The organism is Nocardia sp. CWNU-33 (genome assembly GCF_046764895.1).
In the GTDB taxonomy this organism is placed as follows: domain Bacteria; phylum Actinomycetota; class Actinomycetes; order Mycobacteriales; family Mycobacteriaceae; genus Nocardia.
This window is the reverse complement of record NZ_JBKOQN010000008.1, coordinates 206209-231967: the sequence shown is the minus strand read 5'-3', so window position 1 is coordinate 231967 and position 25759 is coordinate 206209. Positions and strand designations below refer to the sequence as shown.

At 66.6% G+C, this 25759-nt stretch carries 26 protein-coding genes and 1 pseudogene; 17 read left to right on the top strand and 10 right to left on the bottom strand.

Annotated features, from left to right (window positions below; all coding sequences use genetic code 11):
* Nucleotides 1–8 precede the first annotated feature (8 nt).
* From ACLMAL_RS13750 to ACLMAL_RS13730, 5 genes are read right to left on the bottom strand one after another with little or no spacing between them, the layout of a single operon-like run.
* Nucleotides 9–1334, bottom strand: a complete 1326-nt coding sequence (locus ACLMAL_RS13750; protein ID WP_411999413.1) for a hypothetical protein — start codon at nucleotides 1332–1334, stop codon at nucleotides 9–11.
* 5 nt (nucleotides 1335–1339) lie between these two features.
* Complete coding sequence (locus tag ACLMAL_RS13745; RefSeq protein ID WP_411999412.1) at nucleotides 1340–1891, bottom strand: nuclear transport factor 2 family protein; 552 nt, start codon at nucleotides 1889–1891, stop codon at nucleotides 1340–1342.
* Nucleotides 1891–2115: a ferredoxin gene (locus tag ACLMAL_RS13740; protein WP_328405504.1), complete on the bottom strand. Its 225-nt coding sequence runs from the start codon at nucleotides 2113–2115 to the stop codon at nucleotides 1891–1893. Before ACLMAL_RS13740 ends, ACLMAL_RS13745 begins: the two co-directional genes overlap by 1 nt.
* On the bottom strand, nucleotides 2112–2930 hold the full coding sequence (locus ACLMAL_RS13735) for an SDR family oxidoreductase (RefSeq protein ID WP_411999411.1): 819 nt from the start codon (nucleotides 2928–2930) through the stop codon (nucleotides 2112–2114). The genes ACLMAL_RS13740 and ACLMAL_RS13735 overlap by 4 nt, the downstream gene beginning before the upstream one ends.
* Nucleotides 2930–4135 (bottom strand): cytochrome P450, encoded by a 1206-nt coding sequence (locus ACLMAL_RS13730; protein WP_411999410.1) that lies wholly within the window; start codon nucleotides 4133–4135, stop codon nucleotides 2930–2932. The genes ACLMAL_RS13735 and ACLMAL_RS13730 overlap by 1 nt, the downstream gene beginning before the upstream one ends.
* A 291-nt stretch (nucleotides 4136–4426) precedes the next feature.
* Here ACLMAL_RS13730 and ACLMAL_RS13725 point away from each other — a divergent pair, with 291 nt between their 5' ends.
* The 6 genes from ACLMAL_RS13725 to ACLMAL_RS13700 all read left to right on the top strand — a co-directional run bounded on the left by ACLMAL_RS13725 (nucleotide 4427) and on the right by ACLMAL_RS13700 (nucleotide 10255).
* Nucleotides 4427–5896 carry an aldehyde dehydrogenase gene (locus ACLMAL_RS13725; RefSeq protein ID WP_411999409.1) on the top strand — a complete coding sequence of 490 codons (1470 nt, stop codon included), beginning with the start codon at nucleotides 4427–4429 and terminating at the stop codon, nucleotides 5894–5896.
* Nucleotides 5897–5914: 18 nt separating this feature from the next.
* A complete protein-coding gene (locus ACLMAL_RS13720; RefSeq protein WP_411999408.1) occupies nucleotides 5915–6667 on the top strand; it encodes an SDR family oxidoreductase in 753 nt (250 codons plus the stop codon).
* Complete coding sequence (locus ACLMAL_RS13715) at nucleotides 6664–7590, top strand: NAD(P)-dependent oxidoreductase (RefSeq protein ID WP_411999407.1); 927 nt, start codon at nucleotides 6664–6666, stop codon at nucleotides 7588–7590. Before ACLMAL_RS13720 ends, ACLMAL_RS13715 begins: the two co-directional genes overlap by 4 nt.
* A complete protein-coding gene (locus ACLMAL_RS13710) occupies nucleotides 7587–8045 on the top strand; it encodes a carboxymuconolactone decarboxylase family protein (RefSeq protein WP_328405491.1) in 459 nt (152 codons plus the stop codon). Before ACLMAL_RS13715 ends, ACLMAL_RS13710 begins: the two co-directional genes overlap by 4 nt.
* Nucleotides 8046–8198: 153 nt before the next feature.
* Nucleotides 8199–9665, top strand: a complete 1467-nt coding sequence (locus ACLMAL_RS13705) for an FAD-dependent oxidoreductase (protein ID WP_411999406.1) — start codon at nucleotides 8199–8201, stop codon at nucleotides 9663–9665.
* An 11-nt stretch (nucleotides 9666–9676) separates the two neighbouring features.
* A complete protein-coding gene (locus tag ACLMAL_RS13700) occupies nucleotides 9677–10255 on the top strand; it encodes a TetR/AcrR family transcriptional regulator (RefSeq protein ID WP_328405487.1) in 579 nt (192 codons plus the stop codon).
* 263 nt (nucleotides 10256–10518) lie between these two features.
* On the opposite strand, the gene ACLMAL_RS13695 is transcribed toward ACLMAL_RS13700, so the two are convergent.
* Nucleotides 10519–13617, bottom strand: a complete 3099-nt coding sequence (locus ACLMAL_RS13695) for an AfsR/SARP family transcriptional regulator (protein WP_411999405.1) — start codon at nucleotides 13615–13617, stop codon at nucleotides 10519–10521.
* Nucleotides 13618–13684: 67 nt separating this feature from the next.
* Between ACLMAL_RS13695 and ACLMAL_RS13690 the strand changes: the two genes are divergently transcribed.
* The 4 genes from ACLMAL_RS13690 (at nucleotide 13685) to ACLMAL_RS13675 (ending at nucleotide 16548) form a co-directional block, all read left to right on the top strand.
* Nucleotides 13685–14269, top strand: a complete 585-nt coding sequence (locus ACLMAL_RS13690) for a carboxymuconolactone decarboxylase family protein (protein WP_411999404.1) — start codon at nucleotides 13685–13687, stop codon at nucleotides 14267–14269.
* Nucleotides 14266–14727: a carboxymuconolactone decarboxylase family protein gene (locus ACLMAL_RS13685; RefSeq protein ID WP_411999403.1), complete on the top strand. Its 462-nt coding sequence runs from the start codon at nucleotides 14266–14268 to the stop codon at nucleotides 14725–14727. Before ACLMAL_RS13690 ends, ACLMAL_RS13685 begins: the two co-directional genes overlap by 4 nt.
* 56 nt (nucleotides 14728–14783) lie before the next feature.
* On the top strand, nucleotides 14784–15425 hold the full coding sequence (locus ACLMAL_RS13680; RefSeq protein WP_411999402.1) for a hemerythrin domain-containing protein: 642 nt from the start codon (nucleotides 14784–14786) through the stop codon (nucleotides 15423–15425).
* 169 nt (nucleotides 15426–15594) lie between these two features.
* A complete protein-coding gene (locus ACLMAL_RS13675; protein WP_411999401.1) occupies nucleotides 15595–16548 on the top strand; it encodes a pyridoxal-phosphate dependent enzyme in 954 nt (317 codons plus the stop codon).
* A gap of 27 nt (nucleotides 16549–16575) precedes the next feature.
* On the opposite strand, the gene ACLMAL_RS13670 is transcribed toward ACLMAL_RS13675, so the two are convergent.
* Both ACLMAL_RS13670 and ACLMAL_RS13665 read right to left on the bottom strand, forming a co-directional pair.
* Nucleotides 16576–17322 carry an ABC transporter substrate-binding protein gene (locus ACLMAL_RS13670; RefSeq protein WP_411999400.1) on the bottom strand — a complete coding sequence of 249 codons (747 nt, stop codon included), beginning with the start codon at nucleotides 17320–17322 and terminating at the stop codon, nucleotides 16576–16578.
* A 19-nt stretch (nucleotides 17323–17341) separates the two neighbouring features.
* Nucleotides 17342–17602: pseudogene (locus tag ACLMAL_RS13665) on the bottom strand (ABC transporter substrate-binding protein); the annotation flags it as partial.
* Between ACLMAL_RS13665 and ACLMAL_RS13660 the strand changes: the two are divergent.
* From ACLMAL_RS13660 to ACLMAL_RS13650, 3 genes are all read left to right on the top strand, one after another.
* Nucleotides 17486–18157 (top strand): MarR family winged helix-turn-helix transcriptional regulator, encoded by a 672-nt coding sequence (locus tag ACLMAL_RS13660; protein WP_411999483.1) that lies wholly within the window; start codon nucleotides 17486–17488, stop codon nucleotides 18155–18157. The pseudogene ACLMAL_RS13665 and the gene ACLMAL_RS13660 sit on opposite strands and share 117 nt — an antisense overlap.
* 91 nt (nucleotides 18158–18248) lie before the next feature.
* Entirely contained in the window at nucleotides 18249–19025 is a 777-nt protein-coding gene (locus ACLMAL_RS13655; RefSeq protein ID WP_411999399.1) for an ABC transporter ATP-binding protein, read from the top strand.
* A gap of 49 nt (nucleotides 19026–19074) precedes the next feature.
* Nucleotides 19075–21603, top strand: coding sequence for an ABC transporter permease (locus ACLMAL_RS13650; protein WP_411999398.1), 2529 nt, complete (start codon nucleotides 19075–19077; stop codon nucleotides 21601–21603).
* A 61-nt stretch (nucleotides 21604–21664) separates the two neighbouring features.
* Here ACLMAL_RS13650 and ACLMAL_RS13645 read toward each other — a convergent pair whose 3' ends face one another.
* A complete protein-coding gene (locus tag ACLMAL_RS13645; protein ID WP_411999397.1) occupies nucleotides 21665–22258 on the bottom strand; it encodes a TetR/AcrR family transcriptional regulator in 594 nt (197 codons plus the stop codon).
* A 30-nt stretch (nucleotides 22259–22288) separates the two neighbouring features.
* Here ACLMAL_RS13645 and ACLMAL_RS13640 point away from each other — a divergent pair, with 30 nt between their 5' ends.
* The 3 genes from ACLMAL_RS13640 to ACLMAL_RS13630 are packed head-to-tail and all read left to right on the top strand — an operon-like array spanning nucleotide 22289 to nucleotide 24142.
* Nucleotides 22289–22639: a DUF6463 family protein gene (locus ACLMAL_RS13640; protein WP_411999396.1), complete on the top strand. Its 351-nt coding sequence runs from the start codon at nucleotides 22289–22291 to the stop codon at nucleotides 22637–22639.
* Nucleotides 22640–22689: 50 nt separating this feature from the next.
* A complete protein-coding gene (locus ACLMAL_RS13635; RefSeq protein ID WP_411999395.1) occupies nucleotides 22690–22848 on the top strand; it encodes a hypothetical protein in 159 nt (52 codons plus the stop codon).
* Between the two features lie 46 nt (nucleotides 22849–22894).
* Nucleotides 22895–24142 (top strand): hypothetical protein, encoded by a 1248-nt coding sequence (locus tag ACLMAL_RS13630; protein WP_411999394.1) that lies wholly within the window; start codon nucleotides 22895–22897, stop codon nucleotides 24140–24142.
* A gap of 89 nt (nucleotides 24143–24231) precedes the next feature.
* Here the strand turns inward: ACLMAL_RS13630 and ACLMAL_RS13625 are convergent, their stop codons facing one another.
* Nucleotides 24232–24402, bottom strand: a complete 171-nt coding sequence (locus ACLMAL_RS13625; protein ID WP_411999393.1) for a hypothetical protein — start codon at nucleotides 24400–24402, stop codon at nucleotides 24232–24234.
* A 328-nt stretch (nucleotides 24403–24730) separates the two neighbouring features.
* On the opposite strand from ACLMAL_RS13625, the gene ACLMAL_RS13620 reads away from it, so the two are divergent.
* On the top strand, nucleotides 24731–25558 hold the full coding sequence (locus ACLMAL_RS13620) for a phosphatase PAP2 family protein (protein WP_411999392.1): 828 nt from the start codon (nucleotides 24731–24733) through the stop codon (nucleotides 25556–25558).
* The last annotated feature ends 201 nt before the right edge of the window (nucleotides 25559–25759 follow it).

Here is a 25759-nt window from a genome sequence, read left to right as displayed (position 1 = left end):
GGCGCGCGTCAGAGCACGGTGAGCGGCAGCGGTATGCCGCGGTCGGTGAAGGTGAAGGACGCGCCGGTGCTGTATCGGGTGAGCGTCACCTCGGTCGCCTCGCGAAATGGTTGTGGGGCGAGCGCCATTTCGACGGTCCAGCCGTAGTCGTCGGTGGCGACGGCGCGGGTGGCGAAGCGCGGGTTCACGCCCCTGGCCATGGCATCCAATGGCGCGAGGTGGTCGGCGTCGATCATCGCGGGCCACGCGCCGTCGGCGACGGCGTCGCTCCGATGCGGAATATGCAGCAGGACAGTGTCGCTGGTCTCGGTGATCTCGACGCCGGTGTAGGGCAGCGGGTTCCAGGCCGGATGCAGCCGCAGCACCTCGGCGAGTGCCGCGGGATCATCACCGAGCCCGAATACCGCACGGATGCGTTCGGAGCTGATGCCCGCGATGCCGGTGAAGTGCTTGCGGCCGAGCTCCATCGCGCCATCACTGCCGGAAGGGCCACCGGCAGCGCCACCGCCACCGGCACCACCGGAAGCGGTGTCAGCAGCCGAAGCCGAAGTGGCATCGGCACCGAGCCTCGAGCGCACGGCGATCATGAATCCCAGGGTCAGCAGATGGTGTTGCAGACACACCTCGTCGGCCATCCGCACCAATGCCGATTTCGAGAAGTCGGCGAAACGGAGATCACTGAGCAGCGCTCCGGAATAGTCCGCCCGGCCCTGGTCGTCGGTGTCGATCGCACCGAGCTCGACACCGGCTGCCGCGGAAGCCGCCACCAGTTCCGCATAGCGCGGTGCAGGTGGTGCGACATTGGCCGGGTCGATGGTGACGGTCCACGCGCACATGGGATGCCGGTCGGCGGGCCTGCGCGGCGGGCGGTGAATCGGCCGAATCTGGGCGTGCGCGTTGGTCGCCAGCGCCGTCGCGTCGAAGGTCGGATCCTCGATGGTGTGGCACATCGCCACCACGAAATCCTCGCCCATCGGCTCGACATCCATCAGCGCACCGCAATGATCCAGCCAGAATTCCCCGTGGTCGCGGTCCTCGACGCGGAATCGGAAGTCCATGAACTGCGGCGGCGCGCCGATATCGAGTTGCAGCCCTTTGAAGATGGTCGCGACATCGTCGCCGACGAAGCCGAGCGCGCGTTGCATGCGACGGGTATAGACGGGGCTGGCGAGCTGCCACTCCTCGATGGCGATCGCCGTCATGCCGTCGCGGCCGAACGCCGCGACGGCATGCGGCAGGCCGGATCTGTCGATCAGTTGGCCGCACAGTAGCAATTCCGGCAGCAATGCGGCCAGCGCTGCCCTCGATAGGTGGTCGAAGCTGCTGCGCGACATGGCCGTCACCACAGGGGAACCGGCGCTTCGCCGACTTTGTACCAGCCGGGTAGTGGCTTGCCGGACATCGATCGCTGGATCCGCTTCTGCATACCGGGCAACAGCGCATTGCCTGCGATCATCTGCAAGAACAACTGCGAGACATTGCCGAGGTCGAAAAAGTCACGCTGCCAGGACCATTGGTAGTCGCCGCCGTACCGGAACCAGCTGCCGCCGATGCCCTCCGGGCTGTAGTTACGCCCATCGGGCCGCTTGGCATCGGCCACCTGTTTCCAGAAGCCGATCACGCTGCCGCTGCGCTCGTCGATCACGAACTCCTGATACGGGTAGGACCAGCCCTCCAGCCCGTCCATTTCCTGGCCGAGGGCGAGCACCCGGATCTCCTCGCGTCCGACCGCCATGAATTCCTGGGTGGGGCCGTAGTTCCAGCCGTAGGTGGCGCCCTCGGTGTACATCTCGGCGAGCGGCTTCCAATCGCCTTTGTCCTCGCAGCGCTGGTTCTCCAGCACCCAGCGCCGGACCATCTCGTCGAGCTCGCTGCGTTCGAAACCTGGCATTACGGTGTTCCTTTCGTGCCTGCTGCGGGCTCGTCCGCAATGATCGACAGGGCCTGTGTCGGGCAGTAGCGGACTGCGCGCTCGACATCCGCGGCTGTGTCCGCGTCGGGTGTCGGATCGGTGATTTCCACCTTTCCGCGCTTGGGCACGGTGAAGGTTTCCGGTGCCTCGTCCTGGCAGACGGCGTGCCCCTGGCACAGGTCGAGATCGGCGATGATCCTCACTGCTCGCTCCTGTCTTGCTCGTTCGAGGCGCTGTCCGGGATCGGCAGTAGCGGCGCTTCGGGCTGGACCTCGACGAGCACCAGGTGCGCACCACGCGGTGTGGAGACCACCGCAACCACCGCGGCGGCCAGGTCGGCGGCGCGCAGCATGTATCCGTGGCGGGCGAATCCCCAGGTTTTCCAGGCCTCCAGCATCGGCCCGATCACTTCGGGGGTGGAGTTCATCCCCATGCCGGTCAAGGTCGGGCCGGGCCGCACGAGGCTGGCGCGGATCCCGCTGCCCTCCAGTTCCATCCGCATTTGCCCGACCATGGCTTCGAGTCCGGCTTTCGCGGCGCTGTAGGCGCCGGTGTGCGGGCGTGGCTCGACGGCGCAGTCGGAGCTGATCACGACGACATCGCCGCGCCGCCGGGCGATCATGCCGGGCAGCACCCGATGCGCGAGCCGGTGTGCGCCGCCGAGGTGTACCTGTACCTGCTGAAGAAACCGGTCCGGTGCCATGTCGTGGACCGGGCCGAATTCGATGTCGCCCGCACCGGAGACGAGGATTTCGGTGGGGCCGAGCGCCGCCTCGGCCGCGGTCACGAAGGTATCGATCGAGGTGGGATCGGTGACATCCAGCTGGTGTGCGAAGGCCTCGCCGCCGCTGTCGCGGATCTTCTGCGCCAGCGCCTCGCATTGGTCGGTGCGGCGCGCACCGAGCGTGACGGGGTGCCCGAGTTCGGCGAGCGCGACCGCGGTGGCAGCGCCGATACCGGAGGACGCACCGGCGACGAGGGCGGGCCTGCGCACGGGATGGGGTTCGAAACGTGGCACTATTTCGCCTCCACGACGATGGGAAGTTGGGCGAACCCGCGCACGTTCGTCGAGTGCACCCGCACGATGCCGGAATCGGCGACGTCATAGGACCGGACCCGCGAAACGAATTCGCGCAGTGCGACTCCCGCTTCCAACCGGGCCAGGTGTGCGCCGAGACAGAAATGGACGCCTGCGCCGAAGCTGGCGAGTCCGGCCTTGTCGGTGCGGCCGATGCGATAGCTGTCGCCGTCGGTGAACACCTCGGGATCGCGATTCGCGGAGCCGATCAGCAGCAGCACTTTGGCGCCCGCCGGAATGGTGTGGCCGTGCTGGTCGATGGCGACGGCGGCACTGCGCGCGACCATCTGACTGGAGGTGTCGTAACGCAGTGTCTCTTCGACCCAGTCGGTCACCAGTTCCGGCTCCGCGACGACCCGCGCGTATTCCGCCGGGTTCTTCGCACCCCAGTAGAGCGCGTTTCCGAGCAGTTTGGTCGTGGTCTCGTTGCCCGCGACGACCATCAGGAACATGAACCCGATGATCTCCTCGTCCGAGAGTCTGTCGCCGTCGATTTCGGCGTCCAAGAGCGCCGAGGTGAGGTCGGTGCCGGGAGAGCGCCTGCGCGCGGCAACCATGTCGCTGTAGTAGCCGATGAGCCGGATCGAGGCTGCCACGGCGGGCATCGGGACGTCGAGCACACCGTCCTCCCGGTGCACGACCAGATCTGCCAGCCTGCGGATCTCGGCGCGATCGGGTTCCGGCACACCCATGAGCTCGGAAATCACGTCCATCGGCAGCTTGCCCGCGACCTCGTCGATCCAGTCGAAAGTTCCTGTTGCCAGGGCGGGTTCGAGGTAGGACAGTGTCAGTTCCTTGATGCGGTCGGCCATTTCGGCGACCCGCTTCGGCGTGAAGCCCTTATAGACGAGCCTGCGCATCCGCATGTGCCGTGGGTCGTCCATCGCCAGGAACGACATCACCCGGTGTGCGTGCGGTCCCCAAGCGGCGGGATCGAGCGACACTCCGTTGGCGCTCGACAAGCGGACGCTGTCGCGGAACGCGCCGGTCACATCGGCATGTCGAGACAGTGCCCAGAAGTCGAGTTCGGCGTTGTAGTACAGCGGCGCTTCGGTGCGCAGCCGCTGATAAGTGGGGTAGGGGTCCTCATGGAATCGGTAGTCGTATGGATCGAACGTCAATGGTTCCAATGAGGCCGCCGTCATCGCGCCGTCCCGAAATTCGATAACGAGTTCTCGTCGGTGAAAGTTGTCGCATCACCGTTGAGAGACACATAGCTGGACATGTGTCTGGACGGTACCACTGAGACATGCTCACGACAACGATTCTTTGGTAATTGTCCGTTGTTGGTGGTGTGGTTTCCGGGATATATCCGGATCGCCGTCGAGGTCGGGGATCGCTACCCGAAGGACGGTAAATCTGAAACATGTTCTTGCGACTTATCGGGCGTCGAGACTATATTCCGTACACGTGTCCAGACAGTATCGGAGCCCTTCATGAGCAGCCTCCTGCCCAACGCCGAATCCCGCCTGCTCATCGGCGGCAAGCTGGTGGCAGGCGCCGACGGCGTGTTCGACACCGTGAACCCCGCGACCGAGGAAGTTCTCGGCCAGGCCGCTGACGCAGGCGGCGGCGATATGGACGCGGCCATCGCCGCCGCACGCACCGCGTTCGACGACACCGACTGGTCACGCAATCACGCCTTCCGCGCACGCTGCCTCGAACAGCTGCGCACCGCGCTACAAGCCCACGTTGACGAACTACGGGAGATCACCGTCGCCGAGGCGGGCGCGCCGACGATGCTGACCAGGGGGCCGCAGTTGGAGGGTCCGGTCGCCGACCTGGGCTACTCCGCGTCGCTCGCCGAAACATACAGCTGGGAAACGGATCTCGGCGTGGCAGAGCCGATGGGCATCAAGACCCGCCGGGTGCTACGCAGAGAGGCGGTCGGCGTGGTCGGTGCGATCACCCCGTGGAACTTTCCGCACCAGATCAATTTCGCGAAACTCGGACCGGCGCTCGCGGCCGGAAACACGCTGGTGCTCAAACCCGCTCCCGACACACCATGGTGTGCTGCGGCCATCGGTGCGGTGATCGCCGAGCACACCGACATCCCGCCGGGCGTCGTCAATATCGTCACCTCCGCCGACCACGCGATCGGCGCGCGACTGACCACCGATCCACGGGTCGACATGATCAGCTTCACCGGTTCGACGCAGACCGGGAAAGCGGTGATGGCGGGCGCGGCGACCACGCTGAAGAAGGCATTTCTCGAGCTCGGCGGCAAGTCGGCGTTCATCGTTCTCGACGACGCGAATATCGCGGCTGCCGTTGGTGTTGCGGCCTTTTCGGTGTGTGTGCACGCCGGACAGGGCTGTGCCATCACCACCCGCCTGCTGGTCCCACGTGCGTCCTACGACGACGCGGTGCAGATTGCCGCGGCCACATTGGGTGGGATCGTGCCCGGTGATCCGGCGGATCCGCGCACGATCTGCGGCCCGCTGATTTCGCAGCGGCAGCGGGCCCGCGTCGAGCGCTACCTGGAGATCGCCGTCGCCGAGGGTGGTCGCATTGTCACCGGTGGCGGGCGGCCCGCGAACCATGAGCGCGGCTTCTACATCGAGCCGACCCTGATCGGGGACATCGCGAATACCTCGACGGTCGCCCGCGAGGAGATCTTCGGTCCGGTGCTGGTGGTGATCCCCTACGACGGTGACGACGACGCGATCCGGATCGCCAACGATTCCCCGTACGGGCTGTCGGGTTCGGTCTGGGGGAGTGACCAGGACCGGATTCGGCGCGTCACCGAGGGGGTTCGCACCGGGACGCTGAGTGTGAACGGCGGCATCTGGTACTCCGCGGACGCCCCGTTCGGCGGATACAAGCAGTCCGGCATCGGCCGGGAGATGGGCATCGCCGGCTTCGAGGAATACCTGGAAACCAAGCTGATCGCCTACCAAGCCTGACTAGAGGAGCTGACTTTCATGGCCCGTTTCACGGGAAGATCCGTCATCGTCACCGGTGCCGCACAGGGGATCGGCGCGGTGTATGCGCAGGCGCTGGCCGCCGAGGGCGCCGAAGTCGTTGTCGCCGACCGTAATGTGGCAGGCGGAAAGGCGGTCGCGAAGAAGATCGTCGTCGATGGCGGTACCGCGGTGTTCGGTGAGGTCGATGTCTCCGAACCCGAATCCGCTACGGCGCTGGCCGAATTCACCGTCGGCGAGTTCGGCGGCATCAACCACTTGGTCAACAATGCAGCCATCTACGGCGAGATGAAGCTGAATCTGCTGTTGACGGTGCCGTGGGACTACTACAAGAAGTTCATGGGCGTGAACATGGACGGCGCGCTGAACATGACCCGCGCGGTGTGGAAGCCCATGATGGTCGCCGGTGGCGGCTCGATCGTCAACCAATCCTCCACGGCCGCATGGACATACTCCAGCTTCTACGGCCTCGCGAAGGTCGGCGTCAACGGTCTCACCCAGCAGCTGGCCTTCGAGCTGGGCGGCTCCAAGATTCGCATCAACGCCATCGCGCCCGGACCGATCGACACCGAGGCCACCAAGGCGGTGACACCGGAGGCGATCGTCACCGACATGGTGAACCGGTTGCCGCTCAAACGGATGGGGACACCGCAGGACCTGGTCGGCGCCTGTCTCTACCTGCTCTCGGACGAGGCGAGCTGGGTGACCGGCCAGATCTTCAATGTCGACGGCGGACAAGTGTTCCGGTCATGAGCGCGGGTGCGGAGAGATCCGAGCAGGCAGCGAACGGGTCCGCTGCCGAATTCCGGGTCGGCTTCATCGGTCTCGGCAATATGGGCGCGCCGATGGCGAAGCGGCTGCTGGAGTGGCCCGGCGGGCTCATGGTGTGTGACATGCGGCCGGACGCGGTCCAGCCGTTCCTCGAGTCGGGGGCGCAAGCGGCAGGCAATGCGGCACAGGTCGCGCAGCAAGCTGCCGTCATCTCGGTGACAGTGCTGAACGACGAGCAGGTCCGTGCTGTGGTCGCGGGGCCGGCAGGCATCCTGCGCACCGCAGAACCGGGAACTGTGGTCGCCGTGCACTCCACGATCAGCGATCGGACCGCGGTCGAGCTGGCCGGCCAGTGCGCCGAGCGCGGCGTCGAGCTGGTAGACGCACCGGTGAGTGGTGGTGCGCCCGGTGCGCAGCGCGGCAGGCTCGCCGTCATGGTCGGCGGCAGCGACATGGCATTCCAGCGGGTCCGTGGCCCCTTCGGCTGTTTTGCCGATCTCGTCGTGCACGCAGGCCCGGTGGGTGCGGGCACCCGAATGAAATTGGCCCGCAACTTACTCCACTTCGTCGCCTTCACCGCCGCCACCGAAGCACAGCGGCTCGCCGAGGCCGCAGAGCTGGACATCACCACACTCGGCAAAGTCGTGCGCCATTCCGATGCCGTGACCGGCGGCCCCGGCGCGATCATGCTGCGCGACCGCACCGCACCGATCGAGCCGGGCGATTTCTGGCTGCCGATCCTCGGCCACGTCCGCGATCTCGGCGAAAAGGACCTCACCCTCGCCCTCGAACTGGGCGCCCGGCTCGGTATCGAACTGCCCCTCGCCGAACTGGCCCTCGATCGACTCGGACCAGGACTCGGCGTCGGCGCTGCCGCTACCCAATCAGAAAAGGAATCTCGATGAGCGATCAACCGTCGAACAGCGCGGCGGCCGAGTCCGTCCGTAGGCGTGGGCTGGCCAAGATGGCCGAGGTCTACGGCACCGAGTTCCAGGACTACCCCGGCGCGCACTTCGCCGTCACCGCCGATCACCTCTTCGCCGATATCTGGTCGCGCCCTGCGCTCACCGTGCGCGACCGGAGACTGATCCTGCTCGGCGCGCTGACCGCCCAGGGCGCAATCGACACCGCGGGCATCCAGATCGGCGCGGCGCTGCGCAATGCAGAGCTCACCGAGGAACAGTTGCACGAGATCGCACTGTTCCTCTGCCATTACGTCGGCTGGCCCAACGGCACCAAGCTCGACCTGCTGGTGGGGACCATCGTTGGACAGCAGAAGAAGGCAGCGCGTAAACAACAGGCGGATGCCGCGGAGCAGTCCGAAGCGGCGGACGGGCGATCCGACGCGGCGGCGGAGTAGGGCGATCGAGTTGCCGATTCGACCCGCCGGGCCGCCCGAAACGGCACAGTAGTCGACAGCGCAGGACCGTCGGGGCGCCTGCCGCGCGAGCGAGCGGGACAGCTCGACAACGCATCACGGTCCGACCGAGCAGAACAGTAAGGATCACGGAACATGTCTGATGCCACGACAATTCGGCCACTGCGTGCCGGTGCGATCTCCGAGTGGGACAAGGAGGCCGACGTCGTCGTCGCCGGGTACGGCATTGCGGGGGTGTGCGCGGCGATCGAGTCCGCGCGGGCCGGGGCCGAGGTGCTGATCCTGGAACGCACCGGCGGCTGGGGCGGCGCGGCCGCCATGGCGGGCGGGTTCATCTACCTCGGTGGCGGCACCCCGCTGCAGCAGGCACTCGGTTTCGATGACACTCCGGAGAATATGGAGGCGTTTCTGCTCGCGGCGCTCGGCCCAGGCGTCGACACGGCCAAGATCGCCGACTACTGCCAGGGCAGCGTCGAGCACTACAACTGGCTGATCTCCTGTGGTGTCCCGTTCCGCGAGGCGTTCTGGGGTCAGCCGGGCTGGGAGCCGCCGCACGACGAGGGGCTGATGTATTCCGGCGGCGAGAATGCCGCGCCCTTCAACGAGATCGCGAAACCCGCACCGCGCGGGCATGTTCCGCAGATGGCGGATAAGCGCATCGGGCAGAAGAGCGGCGGCTACATGCTGATGAAGCCGCTCGCCGAGACCGCCGACGGCCTCGGGGTCCGCGTCGAATACGACACCAGGATCCGGCGATTGATCGTCGATGACACCGACCGCGTCGTCGGTGTGCTGGCCACCCAGTTCGGCAAGCAGATCGCCATCCGGGCCGAGCGCGGTGTCGTCCTTGCCACCGGCAGCTTCGCCTACCACCAGAAGATGATCGAGGGCTATGCGCCGCGGCTGATCGGCAGGCCCGCCGCCGCGATCGAGGAGCACGACGGTATCGGCATCCGCCTCGCCCAGGCCCTCGGCGCCGAGCTGGCGCACATGGACGCCACCGAGGTCGCATTCTTCGGCGACCCGCAGATGATGGCGCGCGGCATCCTGGTCAACGGCCGCGGCCAGCGCTACATCCCCGAGGACACCTACCCGGGACGGATCGGGCAGGCCACGCTCATCCAGCAGGACAATCAGGCGTATCTGATCATCGACGAGGAATCGCTCGAGGCCGCGCTCGCCACCGAGACTTCCACTCCCTTCTTCCGGCAGCCGCCGACCTGGGCCGCGGAGACGGTCGCCGAGCTCGAGGCGGACATGGGTCTGCCGACGCTGACATTGCAGGGCACGGTCACCGCGTACAACCTGCACGCCGCCGACGGCAAGGATCCGTTGCTCGGCAAGAAACCCGAGTGGGTCAAGCCGATCGGCGCTCCGCTCGCGGCCTTCGACATGCGCGGTTTCACCGCGGGCTTCACCCTCGGCGGTCTGCGCACCGACCTCGACTCCCGGGTGCTGCACGTGTCGGGCGAGCCGATCGCCGGATTGTTCGCCGCGGGACGCTGCACCTCGGGTCTCTGCGCGGGCGGATACGTCAGTGGCGCGTCTCTCGGCGACGGCAGCTTCTATGGCCGCCGCGCCGGCCTCGCCGCTGCCAAGTAGGATCTAGACACATGTCCGAAGGCGAGTCCATCATCCTCGAGGCGACCCGGCGTCGCCTCACCGAGAAGCAGGCCGACACCGTCGACAAACTCACCAGAGCGGCGGTGGAAGTCCTTGCCCGCGAGGGTTTCGCAGGGATGACAATTCGCATGGTCGCCGCGGCGGCCGGCGTCGGCACCGCCACGGCATACACCTACTTCTCCTCCAAGGAACACCTTGTCGCCGAGATCTTCTGGCGGCGTTTGGTTTCCAGCTCCGCGCCGGTCAGCGAGGACCCGGATCCCACGGTCCGGGTGCTCGCTGAGCTGCGCAATATCGCCCTGCTCGTCGCCGACGAACAGGAACTGTCGGGGGCGGTCACCAGCGCGCTGTTGGGCCGTGACCCCGACGTCGCGCATTTGCGTGCCCGCATCGGTGCCGAAATCCGCAAACGCCTACTGCGCGCCCTCGGCCCCGACGCCGACCCGGACGTCGTCGAATCCTTGGAACTCCTCTACGCGGGCGCTCTTGTCCGCGCGGGGATGGGTTATGCCTCCTATTCCGAAATAGCCGACCGCCTGGAGAAATCGGCGCTGCTCATCCTCGAATAGCAAGGCACCCGGCGCCCCCGACCGGGTGCCCGTGCTGGTTCGATCGCCCGAACCGTGCTCGTTGCTGGAACACCTCGATCTCCGTGGGGTCACTCGTCAAGATGCCGGCCGACAGGGCGGTGGCACATGGTTGCGGCGGCGACGGCTACGCCGCGATGATCGAGCAGTTCCGAAAGCCATAGGTATGAGCGCCGCACCATTCGATCCGCGCTCGCCGGGGTCGGCCCGATCGGGTATCCAGCGCGCCGCCGTAAAAGCGGGATTCAGGGCAGGGAGTCTAGGAAAGCGTGCATGTCATCGGCTTCCGGGACACCGAGTTCGGTGTAGAGCTCCAGTGCCGACTTGCCGTGCGTGCGGGCTTCGTCCAGGCGGCCGAGGGCATGATGGGCCCGGGCCAGCCCGTCGTGGGCGCGGGCCTGTTCGGGGAGGTTGCTTGCCGCGTCGGCGAGTTCGAGTGCGGTGGTGTGATCGGCGATGGCTTGGCTGGGATCGCCACCGCACCGGGCGGTTTCGCCGAGGCCGTTGACGGCGGCGGCCTCGTCGCTGGGGTTGCCCAGCATGCGGTAGAGGTCCCTGGCGCGGCTGTGGTTGGCGAGGGAGTGCTCGAACTGTCCGGTGCCGCGGGCGATGACACCGAGGTTGTTGAGCAGGAGCGCCTCGCCGCGTTGGTTGCCGAGTTCCCTGTGCAGTGCAAGAGCTCGGTCGAGATGGTCCTCGGCCTCGGTGTAGCGGGTGGCGGCCGCGAAGACCATGCCGAGATTGCCGCGTACGTGTGCTTCGCCGACCTGGTTATCGGCCTCGATCGCGAGTCGCAGTGCGTGCTCGAGGTTTCGGCGAGCCAGGTCGTAGTCGCGGCGACGCCAGGCGACATTGCCGAGGGTGTTCAGTGCCCGAGCTTCCTGCAGACGGTCGCCGATCTCGCGAGATACCTCCAGTGCCCGAGTAGATCGGCTGACGGCCTGTTCGAAGTCGCCGTCGCGCCAGTGGGCCCAGCCGAGATCGGTCAGTGCACGGGCTTCGCCGTTGCGGTCCGACAGTTGCCTGCTGGCGCTGAGGCCGACGGTGTGCAGGCGCGCGGCATCGGTGTGACGGGAGCGCCCGTCGAGGTAGGGGCGCAGGGTCTCCGCCGCGTCGCGCGCGTAGGCGGGCAGGCCGTGTTGGCCAGCGTAACCTGCTGTGGCAATGAGGTTTTCGCGTTCCGCATCCAACCACCGGGCGGCTGCCGCATTGTCGATGAAGGAAAGGATCGGTGCGCTCGGCTCCGGCAGCGGTCGACGGTGTTGCGTGCTGTAGTGGAACAGCAGATCGACGGCTGCGCGCGCCGTGTGCAGGTAATGCTCTAACAGGCGGGAGCGGGCAATGTTTCGATTGTCGTCGGTTTCTTCTTCGGCCGCGGTGGCACGGGCATGCTCGCGCAGTAACTCGTGAAAGGTGTAGCGGCCGAGCTTGTGCTGAGCGATGACGTGCGCGTCCAGCAGATCTTCCAACAGTATTTCGGCATCATCGACCGAGCTGTCGGCCAGCGCCGCTGCCGCACCGGCATCGATGTCGCGGCCGGGATGCAGGCCGAGGAGGCGGAACATTCGCCGGTGCGCGGGTTCCAGCTGGCGATACGACAGCGCGAAGGCGGCAGCCACCCCCCTTTCGGCCGTGGACAATTCGGCGAGCCTGCGGCGTTCGCCGCGCAGTCTTCCGGCCAGATACTCGACGGTCCAGCGCGGGCGATGCTGCAGCCGGGCCGCCGCGATCCGCACGGCGAGCGGCAGGAAGCCGCACAGTTGCAGCACATCGAGCACCGCCAGCGGTTCGGCGATCGCGCGGGCTCCGACGATCCGCTCGAACAGTCCGACGGCATCGTCGGCGGGTAGCAGATCGACCGAAAGTGCTTGCGCGCCATCTAGATCGACGAGTCGCCTGCGGCTGGTGACGAGTAGGAGACTTGCACCGGCACTTGGCAGCAGCGGGCGGAGATGGTCGGCATCCGCGGCGTTGTCGAACACGACGACCACCCGGCGTCCGGCCAGCTCCGCGCGCCACAGCGCGCCACGGTCCACCGTCGAGGTCGGGATGCCTTCGTCGGGAATTCCCAACTGGCGCAAGAGAATCTCCAGCGCCGCGTCCGCTGCGACCGGCACCGGATTCACCGAATGCGCCTGGAGATCGATGAACAGCTGGCCGTCGGGGAAGCGTCGCGCAACTCGATGCGCCACATGCACCGCCAGCGCCGTCTTGCCGATACCCGCCATGCCGTCGATGGCGCGGATCGTTACCGAGGTGTCGTCGAGCGAGTCGGCGAGCAGGTCGAGCTCTGCGCTGCGGCCCGCGAAATCCGGTATGTCGTAAGGGAGGAAGTTCGCCCTGGTCGACCTCGACGCTGGGAGTGTCGGAGCCGGCTGCTGCACCGCGGTCGTCGAACCCGATTTCGGTGCACTATGCGGCGCGGAATCCGATTGCTTCGGTGCCGAGATCACCGGATGCGATTGCGCCCGACTGTCCGGTGCCGAATCCGGCGATGTGGTCCCAGCAGCCTCGGAACCAGGTATCGCGAGACCAGAACTCGCGGGATCGGAAGTCGTAGGTGCGGCGCTCGGCGAACGCCCGATCGCAGGTGCCCGCGCCGCAGGGTCGTCGCGCAGGACAGCCTGTTCCAACGCGACGAACGCGCTACCCGGATCGAGCCCCTGCAGTTCGGCGAGCACCGTCCGAAAGCTTCGTGCGACGGCGAGTGCGTCGGCCTGCCGTCCCGCTCGGTGCAGGGCGAGCATGAGCTGCGCGGATAGCTTCTCCCGCAAGGGATTCGCCGCGACTTGTGCCCGCAGCTCATCGAGCAGTTGGTCGTGTTTGCCGAGTGAGAGCTCGATCTCGGCCAGTTGCTCGAAGGCTCCGATTCGCTTCTCGTCGAGCAGTAGGCGCGCCGAGGCGACGTAGTCCGCATTCAGACCGGCCAGCGCCTCGCCCTGCCACAGCGACAGCGCTGCCCGAAGTTCGGCTACCGCGGCCGTCGGATCTTGTGTTGTCAGTGTCCGAGCTGTGGCAACCCGCCGGGTGAACTCATCGAGATCGAGCATCCCGGGTTCGGGCGTCACGACGTATCCGGCGGCTTTGGTCTCCAGTGCCTCGGCGATGCCCGCTTCCCGCAGCACTCGGCGGATCGCGGTCATCGCGGCATGAATTTGCGAGCGCGCGGTGCCGGGCGGCTCCATGCCCCAGACGGCGTCGATCAGTCGCTCGTTGCTGTGCACCCGCCCGGCATTGAGCAACAACCAGGCCAAAACCGCACGATGCCGTGGTGCCGCGGGCAATGCGCGACCGTCCACCACGACCTCGACTGGTCCGAGGACCGTGAAACGAACACCGACCACGCCACCCATAGAACACCCATCTTCGAAGCATCGCCAAAGTATCAACTCGGTCGAAGAAGGTGTGTTCATGCCGCACATCCCCCTGATCGAGCCGGAAGCAACCACGGGCGCGACCCGACGGCTGTTCGCCGAAGCGCAACAGCGGTTCGGGATCACGCCGAATGTCGCCAAGGCGATGGCCAACAGCCCTGTCGCGTTGCGTGGCTATCTCGACCTCGCCGCGGCACTGTGCGACAGCGGTCTGTCGGCAGCGACGCGTACCCGCATCGGGGTGCTCGTCTCCCAGGAGAACGGCTGCGACTACGGCCTGTCCGCGCACAGCTTCGTCGGGACCCGCCTCAACGGGCTGCGCCGAGACGAGGTCGATCGCGCTCGGGCGGGTACCGCCGCGGACCCGAAGGACGTGGCCGTGCTCGGCTTCGCCGCGGCGCTGCTGCGGCGCCGCGGCGCGGTCACCGACGCGGAACTCACACAGGCCGGCGCGGAGCTGGCGGACGCGGACCTCGTCGACATCATCGCCTGCGTCGCCCTCGCCGTCTTCGACAACTACCTCACCCTCGCAGGCCGAGTAGCCAACGACTGGCCACTGGTCTCGCACACCGATCCGATCGACTCGTCCGAGCTCGACCCCTCGAAAGGAACCCGACCATGACCGCACGTATGAAGAACCCCGCGATGGTGCTGCCCGACGCCATGAAGGGCATCAACACCATCTACAAGGGCATTCACCAGGGCGGACTCGCTGCCGAACTCCTCGAGGTCGTCGCCTTGCGCGCCAGCCAGATCAACGGTTGCAGCGCGTGCGTTACCTCGCACCTCGGCACCGGCCGCAAGGCGGGTGTCAGCGACGACAAGCTGTTCGCGGTCGCGGCCTGGCGTGAGAGCGCCGAGTTCACCGAGGCCGAACGCGCCGCACTGGCATTGACCGAGGTCGTCACCCGGCTCGCTGACAAGTCCGGAGACGCTGTGCCCGACGAGATCTGGGACGCGGTCACCGACCACTACGACGAAAACCAGCTCGCCGCACTCGTGCTCAACATCTCCCTCACCAATTTCTTCAACCGCATCAACACCACCATCAAGGAACCCGCGGGCACCCACTGGGGCTGACCAGGCACCACCGGCCCGGCCAGGCCGCAGCTCACGCTCGACAATCAGGAGTAACCATGAGCGCCACGCTCGATATGACCACCATGTACGCCATGCACCACGCGCTGCGGCGCGAGCTGGAGCAGATCGCCAAGATCACCAGCCGGATCGACGACGACCCGCGCAAGATCCTGTCGACTGCGGCGGGCTGGCGGATGTTCACCAAATCCCTGCATATCCACCACACCGCCGAGGACGATGCGCTCTGGCCGGTGATGCGCGAGACGTTGGCGCAGCGCCCCTCGGAGCTGGCGCTGCTCGACGCCATGGAAGCCGAGCACGGCGCCGTCGATCCGCTGATCGAGGCAATCGAGGCGGCCTTCGCCGATCGCGAGAGCGGTGCGCAGCGCCTCGGTGACCTGGTCGATGCGCTGGTCACCGTCCTGGTCGGGCATCTCGAACACGAAGAAAAGCAGGCGCTGCCATTGATCCAGGCGACGGTCACACTGCCGCAGTGGCAGGCGTTCGGCCAGCTGCATGGCAGTAGGATCGGACCGGATGCGCCACAACTGATTCCGTGGCTGCTCGACGGCGCCGACGAGCGGACTGTCGACACGGTCCTTGCGCCGCTGCCGGAGCCGGTCCGCGCCGCCTATTTCCACCAGTGGCAACCCGCCTATATTGCACTGGATCGGTGGAGCGCAGATACTTCCAAATAGTAGTTTTGGCTGTGCTGTCGCCGATCGGAACAGGTCGGGGACGGTGCAGTCTTCGGCAAATTAGGGCAGATGCCCGATACCGCCCGGCGTCCTCCATGTCTAACGTCCCCGACGGGGCCATAGATCGTGAGGAGGCTGCCGGGTGATCGGTATCTGTACCCCGTCCCTGGTGGATGTAGAAGCTGCTGCCGAGCGAATCGCCGGGCTGGTGCGACCGCTCACGGTGATGGAAGCAGGCCCGGAGTATGCCCCCGGCGCGGAGGTTTTCCTCGGGCTCGAATTCATGCAACACACCGGCTCGTTCAAGGCGCGGGGTGCGGCCAATCTGCTCGCCGCCATGCTTGCTGCGGGCACGGTGCCCGACGCGGGCATCGTTTCGGCCACCGGCCGCAATGCCGACATCGGATTCGCTTGGGCGGCCCGAATGTTCGGTATTCCGGCCACCATCTTCCTCGCGGAGTCGGCAGCGAAGGCGAGGGTCGATCGGCTGCGCGCACTGGGCGCCGATGTACGCGTTTTCGGCCGGACCCAGGAGCAGGCGCAGGACAACGCGGGTCTGTTCATGGCGCGCACCGGCGCGATCGACGCCTACACCTTCGACGACAATCTGACCTCGGCAGGCGCGGGCACGATCCTGCTCGAATGCCTCAACGCCATACCGAAATTGGACACGATCGTGCTCGCGGTCGGTGCGGGCGGCATGTTCTCCGGTGTCGCCGCGGTCGCCGACGGTCGCGGTATCAGAGTGGTCGGCGCGGAGCCCGAGGGCAGTTGCGCGCTGCATGCGGCGCTGGCCGCGGACGCCGTCCTGGATGTGGACATCGACTCGATTGCCGCGGATTCTCTTGGCGCGACCCGCATTTCCGCCGCTGCCCTGTCCTGGGCCAGAAGCGCGGACGCGCGGTCGGTGGTCGTCGACGACGACGCGATCATCCGGGCCCGCCGATCTCTGTGGGAGGGTTACGGTCTCGTGGTCGAGCACGGCTCGGCGACGGCCCTTGCGGCGCTCTCGACCGGCGCGTATCGGCCTGGCCGAGGCGAGCGGGTCGGCGTGATCCTGTGCGGGGCCAACACCGATCCCACCGATCTGCGCGCCGAGATCGGCGCGGTCGGCCACCCCTGATTGTGGAGTCGTCGGGACCGTTCTGGATCAGCTCGTCAGTTCGGCCAGCACGTCGAAGTCGAGTGCGTCCGCGCCGGCGAGGTAGACCGGTTGGGTGGTGTGGGCGCCACGGACTCGGACCTCACCGCGTGGACCGCCGTAACTGACACCGGCGGAACGGCTTTCGATGGCACGCAGATCGAGGCTGCGGGCGGTCTCGGCCAGGGCTGCGAACAACAGCATGCCCTCGTAGCAGGATTCGCCGATATTGTTCAGCGCAGGCGCGAACGCGCCGAACCGCCGGAGATATCTCGCGCCGAAGTCCATGCTCTCGGCGGAGACCACGCTCTCGAAATAGCCACTGGCGGTGTACAGGCCGTGGGTACTCTCGGGGCCGCCCGCGTACAGCACATCTTCGCCGATCATCATGCTCAGCCGCAGCCGGTGCTCGTCCAGGCCCGCCCTGGCGAAGGCCTCGTTGAAGGCGGCGCAGTCGGCGCCGACCATGAAGACCAGAACCCCTTGCGCGGGAGAGCGTTCGATCAGGTCGAGCGCGCTTCGGAAGTTGCGTCCGCCGAGCGGGATATAGCTCTCGCCGACTATCTCGATATCGGTCCTCGCCGCGAATTCCTTGGTGGCTCGCGCAGTTTCGCGGGGCCACACATAGTCGTTGCCGATCACGCACCAGCGCCGGATGCCGTGTTCCGCCCGAAGCCAGCGCAGGGCGGGGAAGAGCTGCTGTTCGGGGGTTCTCGCCGACCATATAGACGCCGCCGGAATCCTCGCCGCCCTCATAGAAGGTCGTGTAGATGTAGGGCACGCGTCCGGCGGTCTGCGGGGTGATCACCTTGCGAGCGTTGGACAGATGCCAGCCGACGACGCCGTCGACGAGTCCAGTGCCGACCATGCGATCGATCTGCGCAGCCAGTACCGGCAGCGGCGCACCCGCGTCGACGGCATGTATCCGGACCTGGCGGTCGAGAATGCCGCCCGCAGTATTGATGTCGTCGACGGCGAGGGTGGCGCAGGCCTCACAGGAAGGGCCGAACAAGCCCGCCGGTCCGCTCCGCGGCACTACCAGCGCAACGTCAACGGTGTCGCGACGGCCACGAAAACCCGAGGGCGGCAAGGGAATCACCGTATATTTCCATTTGAATCAATACCATACGGCGTTGGATATAGTGCTGCGGTGGACGATAGCACTGCCCCCGCCGCCTTGGAGGAGCTGGCGCGACTGGTACGCCGGGCGTCACAGGAATTGGACCGCGCCGTCGCGACCTGTCTCGGCGAAACCTCCGTCGCGCGCTGGCACGTGCTGACCGCGGTCGCCGCAGGCACCGGACGTCCGATGTCACATCTCGGCGAGGCAACCCTGCTCACCGGCGCCAGCCTGACCAGGCTCATCGACGCGATGATCGCCGAGAACCTGGTCCATCGCAAGGTCGACGACACCGACCGCAGACGCGTCCTGGTCTTTCCTACCCGACGCGGCCTGCTGACCTACCAGACGATGACCCGCGCTGTCACCGAGGCGGGCCTCGATCTGGTTGCCACCGATACCGGCCGGCTCACGGGCGCGTTGACCACCATGCTCGACCAACTACGTGACACCGAACCGGCGTTTTTGTAGGGCGACTGCCCCGCGTCGGGCGTATCGATACTCAGGTCATCGGGGTTCTCCCCGATGGCGCGGTGGCGCGATCGCAGACAGACTGGACTGCATGACTTCGCACGTTGTGGATACCGACACCGCCGAATTGGCGGCCGCGACCGATATCGCGGCTCGCGCCATCGACCTGATGAAGGTCTACGGGTCGGGAGATACGCAGGTCAGGGCACTGGACGGCGTATCGGTCGAGTTTGCGAAGGGAGAGTTCACCGCGATCATGGGGCCATCGGGCTCCGGTAAGTCGACGCTGATGCACTGCCTGGCAGGTCTGGACGGCGCCAGTTCCGGAACCGTGCGGATCGGCGACACCGATCTGGCGGGGCTGTCGGACAAGCAGATGACGCGGCTGCGGCGCGACCGGATCGGCTTCGTGTTCCAGGCGTTCAACCTGGTGCCGACGCTGACGGCGCTGGAGAACATCACGTTGCCGCTGGACATCGCAGGCCGCAAGCCGGACCAGGACTGGCTGGACACGGTGCTCGAGCGGCTCGGGCTGACCGACCGGCTCACCCACCGGCCCAGCGAGCTGTCGGGCGGACAACAGCAGCGGGTTGCGTGTGCGCGTGCGCTCGCGGGCAAGCCGGAGATCATTTTCGGTGACGAACCGACCGGCAATCTCGACTCGCGTGCCTCCGAGGAGGTGCTCAACATCCTGCGGGCCGCGGTGGACGAATTCGGGCAGACGGTCGTCATCGTCACCCACGAACCGCACGCCGCGGGCTACGCCGACCGGGTGATCTTCCTCGCCGACGGACGGATCGTCGACGAGCTGCGCGATCCCACCGCGGAATCGGTGCTCGACACGATGAAGGCACTGGAGCAGGCGTGAGTGCGAGACAGTCCTACTCGGTCTCCCACACGAGGCAGGGGCACAAGTAATGGCCGGTAGTCCGATGCGCAAGGTGGCCTTGCGCAATCTCGCCGCGCACAAGGTGCGTTTGGCGCTGACTGTGCTCTCGGTGGTGCTCGGCACCGCGTTCATCGCGGGCTCGTTCGTGTTCACCGACACCCTGCAGCGCACCTTCGACGGGATCTTCGCCAATCAGGCCAAGGGCGTCGATGTTCGGGTGAGTCCCAAGGAACGGCAGGCGCTCGGCGTTCCGCAGAGCGTGGTGGACCAGATCGCCGGGACAGCCGGGGTCCGGGCCGTCGCGCCGAGCGTGAACGGTCCTGTGGTGCTGCTGTATCCGGACGGCAAGAAGGCCGTGCAGACCGGTGGCGCGCCCACCTTCGGGCGGTCGTATCTGCCGCCGGACAAGGCGGTCGCCGAACCGGACAAATTCGTCGAGGGCGCCCCGCCCGCGCGCGAAGGCGAGATGGCCATCAACACCGGTGGCGCGGAACGCGCCGGCCTGAAGGTGGGGGACAGGACCAAGATCCTCATCCCGTCGCACGGTCCACCCATCGACGTCACGGTGAGCGGCATCTACCAGGTGCCCTCCGATACCGGCGGCTTCATCGGGCTGCTGTTCGACGACACCCAGGCGCGCAAGCTGTTCACCGACGGCACCCACGTCGCCTACGTCGACATCGCCGCCGCGGGCATTCCGGGCGACCGACTGCGCGACCAGCTTTCGACCACCTTGAAGGACTACAAGGTGCAGAACGGCGAGCAGGTGCGCGCCGATCTGAAGAAGGAAATCTCCAACGCGCTGAACTTCATCAATTACTTCCTGCTCGCCTTCGGTGCGATCGCGCTGATTGTCGGCACGTTCATCATCTACAACACCTTCTCGATGATCGTGGCCCAGCGGCTGCGCGAATTGGCACTGCTGCGGGCGGTGGGAGCAAGCAGGCAGCAGGTCGGGCGTTCGGTGGTTGCGGAGGCCTTCGTCATCGGATTGATCGGCAGCGCCATCGGTTTGGCAGGCGGCATCGGTCTGGCGTTCGGACTTTCCGCGCTGCTCAATGCTTTCGATCTCGGCTTGCCGACCGGTTCGATGGCAGTGCGGCCGCGCACGATCGTGGTCGGCATGCTCGTCGGACTGCTGGTCACCTTGGTGAGCGCGTATGCGCCCGCACGGCGGGCCGCGAAAATCCCGCCCGTCGAGGCGATGCGGGAGGAATTCGCTTCTGCCGGTGACTCCTTGCGGGTGCGCACCCTGTGTGGTGCGGTGCTGGCGGTCACAGGCGTGGTCCTCGTGGTGATCGGTGCGCGATCCACCGGCGGCAATGCCGCGTTGACCGTGGGCATCGGTGCGCTGGCGCTGATCTTGGCCGTACTGCTCGCCGCGCCCGCGGTGTCGCGGCCGGTGGTCGCGGTGCTCGGTGTGCTCATTCGCCCGTTCGGGTCGATCGGGCGGATGGCGCGCAACAATGCCGCACGCAATCCGCGTCGAACGGCCGCAACGGCTTTCGCGCTCACCCTGGGACTGATGCTGGTGACTGCGATCGGCATGCTCGGCGCATCGGCGAAGGCGAGTGTGAGCGTGCTGGTCGACAAGGGCGTGAACGCCGACTACGTGCTCGCCGGGCCGCAGCTGATCGGGGTGCCGCTCGGCGCGGGCGACGCGGTGCGCAAGTCGGTGCCGCAGGTGGCCGATGTGGTCGGGATTCGTGGCGTCGGCCTGAAGGTCGGCGACGATCAGCTCATCGGCACCTCGCCGGACGGGCCGCTCGACCGAGTGCTGAATTACGACGTGATTCGCGGCACCGACACCCTCGGCGACCACGACATGCTGGTCTCGGAGGACGAGGCCGACGAGCGGGGTTGGAAGGTCGGCAATCAGGTCACCGTGGTCAGTCTGGACGGGAAGAAGATTCAGCTGACCGTGACGGGCATCTACAAGAAGACACCGCTGCTCGGCCCGATGGTGGTCTCGCCCAAGCTGTACGACGAGACCATGCCGATCAACTTCCGCACCAATTTCCTGATGCTGATCAAGGCCAAGCCCGGCGCGGACCTCACCGAGATGCGCACCGACCTGGAAAAGGCGACCGAGCAATTCGTGGTCGTTCAGGTCCAGGACCCGGAGGAGTTCAAGGGCGCGCAGGGCAAGCAGATCAACACGTTGCTCGCGATCCTCTACGGCCTGCTCGCGCTCGCGGTGGTGATCGCGATCCTCGGCATCGTCAATACCTTGGCGTTGTCGGTGGTGGAGCGCCGTCGCGAGATCGGCATGCTGCGCGCGGTCGGAATGCAGCGTGCCCAGGTGCGCAGGACCATCTATCTGGAATCGATGTTGATCGCAGTGTTCGGCGCGATCGTCGGCATGCTGCTCGGCCTCGGGCTCGGTGTCGGATTCTTGCGCACCCTGCGCGACCTGGGCATCGATCAGATCGCGATCCCGTGGAATCAGCTGGTGCTCGTCCTGGTGTGCTCGGCTGTCGTCGGCGTCCTCGCGGCCCTGTGGCCCGGCATCCGAGCGGCGCGCACGCCACCGCTGGCGGCCATTGCGGATCTGTAGGGCTTTTCGCCCTGACGGCCGGTGTCACTCAGTACCGCAATGGCACTCGGTACTGGCAGATCTAACGGCCGGTCGGGCGTAACTTGTGGACAACGGCGGCCGTCGCGGTGGCGGTGACGTCGTCGACCCAGTCCGGAATGGGCACCGCGGCCGCGATGTACTCGCGGACGAGCCCGTAGGGAATGGCTTTGACGGCGGCCACCGCGATCGCCATGCGGTGCTCATCGGCGCCGCCGAACTCCGCGACGACGGCGGCGCGCAGCGCGTCGTCCATTCGGTCGTTGACCGCGGCGATATCGGCGCGCAGTTCCTCAGTGCCCACTTCGAGCAGTTCGTTGCGCCGGAACATCTTCATCGCGCGGGCTTCGGTGGGGTGCTCACGGCAGTACCGCGTCAGGTACATCGCGGCGGCAAGTAGCGGGTCGGGCCCGGAGAGAGTGGCGATGATCCCGATCTGGAAGCGCCGGATCGAGCGCAGCCACAGCCTGGCGAGCAACTCTTCGCGGGAGGCGAAGCGCACGTAGATCGACCCGGTGTGGATGCCGGAGGCGGCGCTGATCGCGGCGATGCTCGGCCGGGTCGTCGCCGGATCGGCGAGCAGATCGCGCGCCGCGTCGAGGACCTGATCATCGGTGAATCGCCGGGGTCTTGCCACGCGGGACAGCTTAAGGCAAGGTTTCGGAATATGGATTCAAAAACTAGGTTCCCGCTCATGGGTGCCTTGCTCGTCTTCATCGGATCGGCCCACACCGCGCTCGGTGTTGCCATATGGGCGGCCGGTGAAGAGCAGGCCGAGCTCTCGTTCTGGTTCACTGCGTTCGGAGTCGCCGCCGTCTGCTTCGGGATCGCCGTGATCGATGCGGAGCGAACCCGCGGCTATGTGCCAGCGCCGATCCTCGCCGCAACCGCTGTTCTCACTGCGTTCGGTCTCGTATTCGAGCCCGTGTCCGGGTTCCTCACCGTCCTGGCACCCCTGGCCGTCGGCGTCCGCGGATGGACGCGCCACCGCCGCGTCGCCGCAGTCTCGGCCGAGTAACACATCAGATCTACCAGCACCGACTCGACCACCGCGACATCACGGCGCGGATGAACGCGAACGAACCGATCGTGTCCCGGATCCAGGAGAGCCAGCTGCAACTCGCCCGCGCTGCCCGGCATCTGATGGCCGAAACACCGGGCGGTGCCGGTGCACTCGATGCAATGATCGCTGTCCTCATCTGCGACATCGGCATAGCGACCACGTAGCATCTCTCGGGTTGCAGCGGTACTTGATGGTCGGCAGGTGCACAGGATGGTCGCGGAATTTCCGTTTGCGGAGCAAACTTCGAATGAGTTGTCGTTCAAGGAACGCGACGAACGGTACGAGCGCCTGCACGACTGGCCTGATCCGACCTATCTCCATTCCTCCGGTCTGCGGATGATCTGGAAGTACGACGACGTGCGCGACGTACTGGAGGCGGCCGATCCCGCCCTCTCCAACGGGAATTCGCTTGATCCACTGGTGGGATTCCCGCGAATCGCGGGCACACCACGGGCAATTCCGCATTTCTTCCGGCACCTGGTTCCACTGCCTGCCAAGGCGACCGCAAACCTGACCGACGACACCTTGCACAAACAGGTGTGGGACACCATGGCCGGTCCGGCAGGGCATTTCACGATTTCGCGGGACGAGCGGCCACAGCGGGTCGAGGCCATGGTGGAGCACTTTCACCATGCGCTGCATGGCCTCGATGAGGGGGTCGTGTCGCGGCTGGACGTGACGGCACTGTCGATCGCCTACGCCGCACGCGTCGGCGGTGCCGCGGTCGGCCTGCCTTCAGCGGACTGGCCGCAGGTGGCGGTGTGGAGCGGTGCGCAATCCGGGCTGCTCGGCCGTCGGATGCGTGGCCGCGAACTGGCCGAGGCGGTGGGGGCGCTCGGCCAGCTGTTCACGGTGAGCGGCCGGGCCGTCGAGCGCAGCCGGCGCCACCGGGTGACCGGCTTCGCGAGCCGCCTGCACGACGCGGGCGTTCCCCGTCGCGTCGCCGTGTCCGCCATGGCGAATTCCCTTGCGGCAGGCGTACATACCGTGAGTGGCAGCATCCAGCAGGGCGTGCAGCGATTGCTGAGTGACCCGGGCCGGGAGTGGTGGGATCTGCTCGCGGATCAGAACACCGCCGCGCAGGTCGCCGTCAAGGTGCTCCAACTAGACCCCGGCCTGGTGGCATGGAAACGTCGCGCGGTCCGGCCGATGACCCTGCGCAGCGGCACGGAACTCGCGGCGGGGCCCGTGCTGGTCATGTTCGCCGCCGCCAATCGCGATCCGGCGGCATTCCGGAACCCGCTGGATCTGCGTGGTGGCGGCAAGCTGCCGCTGACCTTCGGGTTCGGCAAGCACGTCTGCCCCGGTAAGCAACTGGCCAACCTGGCGGTCGAGGTGTTCCTGCGTGAGTTGCGCGAACTCGCGCCACGGGCGCGTCTGTCGGAAGAGGTGGCATCCGCGAACACACGCAAGCCCGACCTGCTGTTCAGCGGAGCGGACGTCACCCTCACCGTATGAGCCGGGAACCGGTTGCGGCACGGTGGGTTCGGGGTAGGAGATCCTCCCGCTAGCTCACGTGCGGCGCGCCGACCAGGGATCGGCTGCGGTCATTCCGTCGAACGGCGCTTAGTGGTGCCGGCGACGCGGATGAGTTCGTCGTCGGAGGTGCCGTTGGGTGCGCAGCGCAGGTAGTAGGCGACTTCGAGCTCGCCTTTGCTGTTGGGTGTCAGTGCCCGGCGCGCCAGCAGCCACGGCTCCGGCCAGCGGTAGTGGTCCACGGAGCGGCCAGCAGCGAGGCCACCGCCCAGTCGAACTTGCGTGGTCCCTTCGCTCCCGCACCGCAGCTGAATCGTTTACAGCATCCGAAGGCGCTTGTGCGACAAGGTGATCGGCGCGGGTGCAGCCCGCGGTGATCGGGATGGTCTGGTTGCGTGGCACAGCCACCACGTAGCTGATGCGCTGGGCTTCACACCAGGACCGGAACTTTGTCTCTCCGGTCACACAGCGGTGAATCGAAGCGGATAGTGATGCTACGGTAAGCGGAGGTTGTTACTCCGCTTAATTGTAGATGGCGGCCTGCTTCGATGAGGAAGGGAGCCGCTGGCGATGGTGGCAGTGGGTTTCGGTGGTCCCGGCGTGAGTTTTCCGCCGGCGCTCGCCGAAAGGGCCGAACAGGTGCGGGCCGCGGTGCACGGCAGGGGCGGTGAGGCGATCGGGCAGCTCGCGCTGATCACCGTGTTGTATCTGGCCTATCGGGTCGGTCGGATGTTCACCGCAGACGACACGATGCACGCGATGGGCAATGCGCACGCCATGCTCGGTGTCGAAGACCGGCTCGGACTGCCGGAGGAGACGACGGTGCAGGCGATCTTCGTCGACCGGAGTTTTCTCGCGGTGCCCGCGAATTTCTATTACGCCACCGCGCATTTCACCATCGCGGTCGCGGTGCTGTTGTGGCTGTGGACTTTCCGGCCCGAGCATTACCGGTGGACCCGCAACTTGATGGTGGCGCTGACCGGCGGCGCGCTGGTGGTGCATGTGCTGATGCCACTCGCGCCGCCGCGCATGCTGCCGCAGTACGGATTCGTCGACCTCGCCGCCATCCACGGCCAATCGGTCTACGGCGCACCCGATTCCGGCGGCCTGTCGAATCAGTTCGCGGCAATGCCGTCGCTGCATGTCGGATGGGCGCTGCTGCTCGCCTTCGCCGTGGTCGCGGCGACCCGAACCCCATGGCGCTGGCTGGCATTGGCACATCCGGTGATCACCACCCTGGTGGTGGTCGGCACCGGCAACCACTACTGGCTCGACGCCATCGTCGCGATCACGCTGCTTGCGGCAGCGGCCGCGATACACCCCCTCGTAGTGCCGGAATCGGCGACCGCCTGGGGTGTGATGGGCCCGGTGGAATCGACAGTAGCCATCACCAGATGATCGCGCCGTCGGTTGTATGACCGACTGTCACACAACTGAGATCATCTGCCCGCGGACCGATCTCGACGCGGGCCGGACACTCGGCTGTCCGATTTTGTTGACCAGTCTCGAAAGGGGTTCAGCATGGGTGCTCTCGATGCCATCATGGGGATGGGCTATAAGTTCATCGACGCGATCAAAGGCATGATGAGTTTGTCGGCG

Coding starts and splice junctions, on each gene's coding strand:
- ACLMAL_RS13750 (WP_411999413.1), bottom strand. CDS start 1,334: ATGTCGCGCAGCAGCTTCGACCACCTATCGAGGGCAGCGCTGGCCGCA.
- ACLMAL_RS13745 (WP_411999412.1), bottom strand. CDS start 1,891: ATGCCAGGTTTCGAACGCAGCGAGCTCGACGAGATGGTCCGGCGCTGG.
- ACLMAL_RS13730 (WP_411999410.1), bottom strand. CDS start 4,135: ATGACGGCGGCCTCATTGGAACCATTGACGTTCGATCCATACGACTAC.
- ACLMAL_RS13725 (WP_411999409.1), top strand. CDS start 4,427: ATGAGCAGCCTCCTGCCCAACGCCGAATCCCGCCTGCTCATCGGCGGC.
- ACLMAL_RS13720 (WP_411999408.1), top strand. CDS start 5,915: ATGGCCCGTTTCACGGGAAGATCCGTCATCGTCACCGGTGCCGCACAG.
- ACLMAL_RS13715 (WP_411999407.1), top strand. CDS start 6,664: ATGAGCGCGGGTGCGGAGAGATCCGAGCAGGCAGCGAACGGGTCCGCT.
- ACLMAL_RS13710 (WP_328405491.1), top strand. CDS start 7,587: ATGAGCGATCAACCGTCGAACAGCGCGGCGGCCGAGTCCGTCCGTAGG.
- ACLMAL_RS13705 (WP_411999406.1), top strand. CDS start 8,199: ATGTCTGATGCCACGACAATTCGGCCACTGCGTGCCGGTGCGATCTCC.
- ACLMAL_RS13700 (WP_328405487.1), top strand. CDS start 9,677: ATGTCCGAAGGCGAGTCCATCATCCTCGAGGCGACCCGGCGTCGCCTC.
- ACLMAL_RS13690 (WP_411999404.1), top strand. CDS start 13,685: ATGCCGCACATCCCCCTGATCGAGCCGGAAGCAACCACGGGCGCGACC.
- ACLMAL_RS13685 (WP_411999403.1), top strand. CDS start 14,266: ATGACCGCACGTATGAAGAACCCCGCGATGGTGCTGCCCGACGCCATG.
- ACLMAL_RS13680 (WP_411999402.1), top strand. CDS start 14,784: ATGAGCGCCACGCTCGATATGACCACCATGTACGCCATGCACCACGCG.
- ACLMAL_RS13670 (WP_411999400.1), bottom strand. CDS start 17,322: ATGAGGGCGGCGAGGATTCCGGCGGCGTCTATATGGTCGGCGAGAACC.
- ACLMAL_RS13660 (WP_411999483.1), top strand. CDS start 17,486: ATGTATCCGGACCTGGCGGTCGAGAATGCCGCCCGCAGTATTGATGTC.
- ACLMAL_RS13655 (WP_411999399.1), top strand. CDS start 18,249: ATGACTTCGCACGTTGTGGATACCGACACCGCCGAATTGGCGGCCGCG.
- ACLMAL_RS13650 (WP_411999398.1), top strand. CDS start 19,075: ATGGCCGGTAGTCCGATGCGCAAGGTGGCCTTGCGCAATCTCGCCGCG.
- ACLMAL_RS13640 (WP_411999396.1), top strand. CDS start 22,289: ATGGATTCAAAAACTAGGTTCCCGCTCATGGGTGCCTTGCTCGTCTTC.
- ACLMAL_RS13635 (WP_411999395.1), top strand. CDS start 22,690: ATGAACGCGAACGAACCGATCGTGTCCCGGATCCAGGAGAGCCAGCTG.
- ACLMAL_RS13630 (WP_411999394.1), top strand. CDS start 22,895: ATGGTCGCGGAATTTCCGTTTGCGGAGCAAACTTCGAATGAGTTGTCG.
- ACLMAL_RS13620 (WP_411999392.1), top strand. CDS start 24,731: ATGGTGGCAGTGGGTTTCGGTGGTCCCGGCGTGAGTTTTCCGCCGGCG.